This is a genomic window from Streptomyces sp. NPDC050423, assembly GCF_040655445.1.
Classification (GTDB): domain Bacteria; phylum Actinomycetota; class Actinomycetes; order Streptomycetales; family Streptomycetaceae; genus Streptomyces.
The window spans coordinates 88681-94684 of sequence record NZ_JBFAJY010000033.1; the positions used below are offsets into that span (position 1 = coordinate 88681).

Here is a 6004-nt window from a genome sequence, read left to right on the forward strand (position 1 = left end):
GGCTCACCCTGCCATCCGGCGAGAGGGGAACGGGTTCTGTTCAACTTCCGTTCACCCACGGGCCGGATACGGCCGGATCCGGCCGGACGTGGCCGGACCACATATCCGGACACGCGGTCATGGGCGGGCGGCCCTGGTGCGAAAGACGATCACATGGCATCGTCCGTGAAAGCCGCCTCACGCGCACACCCCAGCACGTGCGCGCGACCCCACGCCGACCGGCGTACCCGTACAGCCAGGAGCCGACCCATGACCTCAGCAGCCGACGAAGCCCCCCTCTGGCAGCCCGGCCCGGACCGCATCGCGACCGCGGCCGTCACCCGCTTCCAGAACTGGGCGGCCGAGCGCCACGGAGCACCGGCCGAGGGCGGATACGCAGCGCTGCACCGCTGGTCGGTCGACGAACTGGACACCTTCTGGCAGGCCGTCGCCGAGTGGTTCGACGTACGGTTCTCCACGCCGTACGAGAACGTCCTCGGCGACCGCACCATGCCCGGCGCCCAGTGGTTCCCCGGCGCCACCCTCAACTACGCCGAACACGCGCTGCGCACCGCCGAGAACCCCCTGCGCGCCGACGCGCCCGCGCTGCTCCACGTGGACGAGGCCCACACCCAGAACCCCACCTCCTGGTCCGAGCTCCGCCGCCGGGTCGGCTCGCTCGCCGCCGAGCTCCGCGCACTCGGCGTCACCCCCGGCGACCGGGTCAGCGGCTACCTTCCCAACATCCCGGAAGCGGTCGTCGCCTTCCTCGCCACCGCCGCCGTCGGAGCCGTCTGGACCTCCTGCGCCCCCGACTTCGGCGCCCGCAGCGTCCTCGACCGCTTCCAGCAGGTCGAGCCCGTGGTCCTGTTCACCGTCGACGGCTACCGGTACGGCGGCAAGGAACACCACCGCGCCGACACCGTCGCCGAGCTGCGCCGCGAACTCCCCACCCTGCGCGCCGTCGTCCACATCCCGTTGCTGGGCACCGACGCACCCGAAGGCGCCCTCGAATGGTCCGCCCTCATCGCCGCGGACACCGAGCCCGTCTTCGAGCAGGTCCCCTTCGACCATCCGCTGTGGGTGCTCTACTCCTCCGGCACCACCGGCCTCCCCAAGGCCATCGTCCAGTCCCAGGGCGGCATCCTGCTCGAACACTTCAAGCAGATCGGCCTCCACTGCGACCTCGGCCCCGAGGACCGCTTCTTCTGGTACACCTCCACCGGCTGGATGATGTGGAACTTCCTCGTCTCCGGCCTCCTCACCGGCACCACACTCGTGCTGTACGACGGAAGCCCCGGTTACCCGGACATCAGCGCCCAGTGGCGCGTCGCGGAACAGGCGGGCGCCACGCTGTTCGGCACCTCCGCCGCCTACGTCATGGCCTGCCGCAAGGCCGGCATCCACCCGGGGCGCGACTTCGACCTCTCCCGTGTCCAGTGCGTCGCCACCACCGGTTCCCCGCTCCCGCCCGACGGGTTCCGCTGGCTCCACGACGAAGTGGCCGACGAGCTGTGGATCGCGTCCGTCAGCGGCGGCACCGACGTCTGCAGCTGCTTCGCCGGAGCGGTCCCCACCCTCCCCGTCCACATCGGTGAGCTCCAGGCCCCCGGCCTCGGCACGGACCTCCAGTCCTGGGACCCGGCGGGCAACCCGCTGACCGGTGAGGTCGGTGAACTCGTCGTCACCAAGCCCATGCCGTCCATGCCGATCCGCTTCTGGAACGACCCCGACGGCAGCCGTTACCACGACAGCTACTTCGACATGTACCCCGGGGTCTGGCGCCACGGGGACTGGATCACGATCACCGACCGCGGCTCCGTCATCATCCACGGCCGCTCCGACTCCACCCTCAACCGCCAGGGTGTACGCATGGGTTCCGCCGACATCTACGAAGCGGTCGAGCGCCTCCCGCAGATTCGTGAATCGCTCGTCATCGGACTGGAGGAGCCCGACGGCGGCTACTGGATGCCCCTCTTCGTCCACCTCGCCGAGGGCGCCGCGCTCGACGACGAACTGCGCGCCGCCATCAAGCGCACCATCCGCGAGAACCTCTCCCCGCGCCACGTCCCGGACGAGGTCATCGAGGTCCCCGGCATCCCGCACACCCTGACCGGCAAGCGCATCGAGGTTCCGGTCAAGCGCCTGCTCCAGGGAACGGCCCTGGCCAAGGCCGTCAACCCCGGCTCGATCGACAACCTGGAACTCCTCCACTTCTACGAGGAGCTGGCGCGCAGGCGCCGCTGACGGACGGCACTGTCAGTACCCGTGATTACGCTGAGTGAGCAATGATCGACAGCGCACTGGGGGAATCATGGCGCAGACCAGGAACAAGCAGGCCGGAAACAGGAAGACCGGAAACAAGCAGACCAGGAGCAAGCGGGCCACGATCCACGGCCGGACCGGCGCCACCATGCGACGCACGCTGCGCCGCGAAGCACCGAGCACCATCGGCCTCCTGACCGATGAACAGGACTTCGCGGTGATGCGGCACTACGCCACGTTCGCCTTCGACGACCACTGCGTCTACCTCCAGCAGGTGGAAGGCCTGCTCAAAACATTCGCCGCGCAGGGCATGCACACAACGGTCGCCCTCTTCGACCCGGAGGAGTACGCGGAGTTCTGCGCCGAATCGGACATCGCGGCCGACTCCCCGGCGAGCCGCAGCCGCTTCACCGCCGAGATCGCGGCGATCGGAGCCACCGTCACCTACACCGGACAGCCACTCGACACCCTGATCCCGCTCCTCGTCTCCCGGGCGGTACGCCGGGCCACCTGGGAGTACGCCACGATGCACCTGGCCGGTCTGGGGGAGTGCGCCGACTGCGGCCAGGACGTCGGCCGCGCGGCGTTCGACCGGGCGTCCCACCTCCTGCTGCGCACCCTTGAGACAGCGGGCCCCGGCACCCACCACCTGGTCTGCAGCACCCCCACGGAGAACGAGCAACTGCTCGCCGCCCTGCACACCGAACGGGACATGAGCGGGCCGGCCGGCCTCGACTCGGCGGAAGGAGCCGAATTCGTGACCGTGCTGGCCGTCGGCATCGCCCTCGAAAGCCGCGGGGGAGTCGTCCTGCGGACGAGCGCACCCGGCATCCCGGACCGGGTGCACGGCTGGCGGCTGATCCGCGGCGGCCTCACCCCGCTCACCGCGGGCGAGGTCTTCAGCGCCTACTGCACCGATGCCGACACCGGGGAACCGGTCTCCCCGGAGTCCGGCGTGGAGTACTGCGCGGGCTTCGACATCGGCGCCGACGAGCCGGAACCCCACCACTGACAAGCCGAAGGGGCTCCCCGCCACCATCGGCGGGAAGCCCCTTCTCCTCAGCGTCCGGGCGCTGCGGCCCTACTCGCCCGAAAGCACCTCCTGAGCGGCGACCCGCGCCTCCTCGGCGGAGTCCGCCGCACGCGCGGCGGACGCCGCCCGCTCGCACTGCGCGAGCGTGTACTTCGCCAACGTGGTGCGCACATAAGGAATGGAAGCGGCGCCCATCGACAGCGACGTCACTCCCAAGCCGGTCAGGACACAGGCGAGCAGCGGATCGGCGGCAGCCTCACCACAGACACCACAGCTCTTGCCCTCGGCCTTGGCCGCATCGGCCGACATCGCCACCAGATCCAGCAGCGCCGGCTGCCACGGATCCTGCAGCCGGGACACCGCACCCACCTGACGGTCCGCCGCGAAGGTGTACTGCGCCAGGTCGTTGGTGCCCAGCGACAGGAACTCCACCTCCTGAAGCACCGAACGGGCGCGCAGCGCGGCCGACGGAATCTCGACCATCGCACCGAACTTCGCGTTCAGCCCGGCCTCGCGGCACGCGTCGGCGAACGCCTTGGCGTCCGCACGGTCCGCGACCATGGGCGCCATGACCTCCAGGTACACGGGCAGCCCCTCGGCCGCCTTCGACAGCGCGGTCAGCTGGGTCCGTAGCACATCGGGGTGATCCAGCAGACTGCGCAGCCCGCGCACACCCAGCGCCGGGTTCGGCTCGTCCGCCGGAGTCAGGAAGTCCAGCGGCTTGTCCGCACCGGCATCCAGCACCCGCACCACGACACGCCCCTCGGGGAACGCCTCAAGCACGGCGCGGTACGCCGCGATCTGCTTCTCCTCGGACGGCGCCTGCTTGCTGTCGTCGAGGAAGAGGAACTCGGTGCGGAACAGCCCCACACCCTCGGCACCCGCCTCGATGGCCGCCGGCACATCGCCGGGCCCGCCGACGTTGGCGAGCAGCGGCACCTTGTGGCCGTCGGACGTCGCACCGGGACCGGTCGACGTGGACAACGCGGCCTTCCGCGCGGCCGCGGCGCTCTCCATCTCCGCCCGCTTCTCGGCGCTCGGCTCGACGAAGATCTCGCCGGTGCTGCCGTCCACCGCGATCACCGTGCCCTCGGCCAGCTCCCCGGCGCCGGGGAGCGCCACGACGGCGGGCACCCCGAGCGCCCGCGCCAGAATGGCGCTGTGGCTGGTCGGTCCGCCCTCCTCGGTGACGAAGCCGAGCACCAGCGTGGGGTCGAGCAGCGCCGTGTCGGCGGGAGCCAGGTCCCGCGCGATCAGTACATACGGCTCGTCGCTGTCGGGCACACCCGGCATCGGCACACCGAGCAGCCGGGCCACGATCCGATTGCGCACATCGTCGAGGTCGGCGACACGGCCCGCGAGGTACTCCCCGGCACTGGCCAGCAGCGCCCGGTACGAAGCGAACGCGTCGTACACGCCCCGCTCGGCGGTGCTGCCGACAGCGATGCGCCGGTCGACATCAGCCATGAGCTCGGGGTCCTGGGCCATCATGGCCTGGGCCTCCAGCACGTGCTGGGCCTCGCCGCCGGCCAGGTTGCCGCGTGCGACGAGGTCGGCCGCCACAGCTTCCACGGCCTGCCGCGCCCGCCCCTGTTCGCGCTCCGCCTCCTCCGCAGGGATCTGCTTGGCCGGCGGTTCGAGCACTGCCGTGCCCATGTGCCGTACCTCGCCGATCGCCACACCGTGGCTCACGCCTACGCCCCGCAGCGTTGTCTCCATTTCACCTGTCTCCGATTGTGCGGTGGACGATGTCCCCGCGATGGATATCCGGCCGGCTGTCACTGCGCCGAACGCGTTACTGCCAGCCGAACAATGCGTCGCCGACCTTCACGTCGCCGTCCTCGACGACGTCGGAGAGGGAATCGGGAGTTGCCTCCAGCGCCACGACGGGGCAGATCGGGGACTTGCCGGCCGCCTCTACGGCGACCGGGTCCCAACGAACGATGCTCTGGCCGCGCGTGACGGTGTCACCCTTGTTCACCAGGAGCTCGAAGCCCTCACCATTGAGCTGGACGGTGTCGATACCGAGGTGGGTCAGAACCCCGTGTCCCTCGCCGTCCACGACCACAAAGGCGTGCGGGTGGAGGGAGACGACGATTCCGTCGACCGGCGACACGGCCTCCGACGGCTCGCGTACGGGGTCGATGGCGGTACCGGGACCGACCATCGCGCCGGAGAAGACCGGGTCGGGCACCGCGGCGAGCCCGATGGCGCGTCCGGCAAGAGGGGACGTCACAGTGGTCATGGGGAGCCTCCCAGAGTGGAGCTTCTATGGCGCCGCCAGGGCTTTGGTAGGAGGGCGGCGTACTGCTCAGCAGCGTAAGTCATGGGAAGTCCCGGTTCCGCCTGAGTCCTGGCGGTTCGAGGACCTAGGGGTGCACCGGAAACGATTTGCCTCGCCTCTCGGCAGCCTGTACTGTCGTACTTCTGCCTGACCCCAACGCGACATTGAGTCGGGGGTCGGCGGCGACTATCAAGCCCAAACCCTAACCCGAGGTCGGCACCGGCATGTCTGCTGGGGCTGGTCAATCGGGCCGGAGAGGCCTGATAGAGTCGGACTCGCCGAAAGGGAAAAGCGCGAAAGCGAAATTCCCCGAAGGCAATGAAAGCAATCCCGCTTCGACCGGGAATTGGACACGAAAGAGTCTGATAGAGTCGGAAACGCAAGACCGAAGGGAAGCGCCCGGAGGAAAGCCTCAGAGAATGTTCTGCGGGTGAGTACAAAGG

At 69.7% G+C, this 6004-nt stretch carries 4 protein-coding genes; 2 read left to right on the forward strand and 2 right to left on the reverse strand.

Going from position 1 to position 6004, the window contains the following annotated elements; genetic code table 11:
- The first annotated feature begins 249 nt into the window (after positions 1–249).
- Both AB0I52_RS23570 and AB0I52_RS23575 read left to right on the forward strand, forming a co-directional pair.
- Positions 250–2226, forward strand: coding sequence for an acetoacetate--CoA ligase (locus AB0I52_RS23570; RefSeq protein WP_363075600.1), 1977 nt, complete (start codon positions 250–252; stop codon positions 2224–2226).
- Between the two features lie 166 nt (positions 2227–2392).
- Positions 2393–3256 (forward strand): hypothetical protein, encoded by an 864-nt coding sequence (locus tag AB0I52_RS23575; RefSeq protein WP_363075610.1) that lies wholly within the window; start codon positions 2393–2395, stop codon positions 3254–3256.
- A gap of 69 nt (positions 3257–3325) precedes the next feature.
- Here the strand turns inward: AB0I52_RS23575 and ptsP are convergent, their stop codons facing one another.
- Positions 3326–4996, reverse strand: a complete 1671-nt coding sequence (ptsP, locus tag AB0I52_RS23580; RefSeq protein ID WP_363075602.1) for a phosphoenolpyruvate--protein phosphotransferase — start codon at positions 4994–4996, stop codon at positions 3326–3328.
- 76 nt (positions 4997–5072) lie between these two features.
- Complete coding sequence (locus AB0I52_RS23585) at positions 5073–5522, reverse strand: PTS glucose transporter subunit IIA (RefSeq protein ID WP_363075604.1); 450 nt, start codon at positions 5520–5522, stop codon at positions 5073–5075.
- Positions 5523–6004: the final 482 nt, after the last annotated feature.

Bases quoted from the DNA above. Each gene is read 5' to 3' on its own strand.
- AB0I52_RS23570 (WP_363075600.1), top strand. From the start codon at position 250: ATGACCTCAGCAGCCGACGAAGCCCCCCTCTGGCAGCCCGGCCCGGAC.
- AB0I52_RS23575 (WP_363075610.1), top strand. From the start codon at position 2,393: ATGCGACGCACGCTGCGCCGCGAAGCACCGAGCACCATCGGCCTCCTG.
- ptsP (WP_363075602.1), bottom strand. From the start codon at position 4,996: ATGGAGACAACGCTGCGGGGCGTAGGCGTGAGCCACGGTGTGGCGATC.
- AB0I52_RS23585 (WP_363075604.1), bottom strand. From the start codon at position 5,522: ATGACCACTGTGACGTCCCCTCTTGCCGGACGCGCCATCGGGCTCGCC.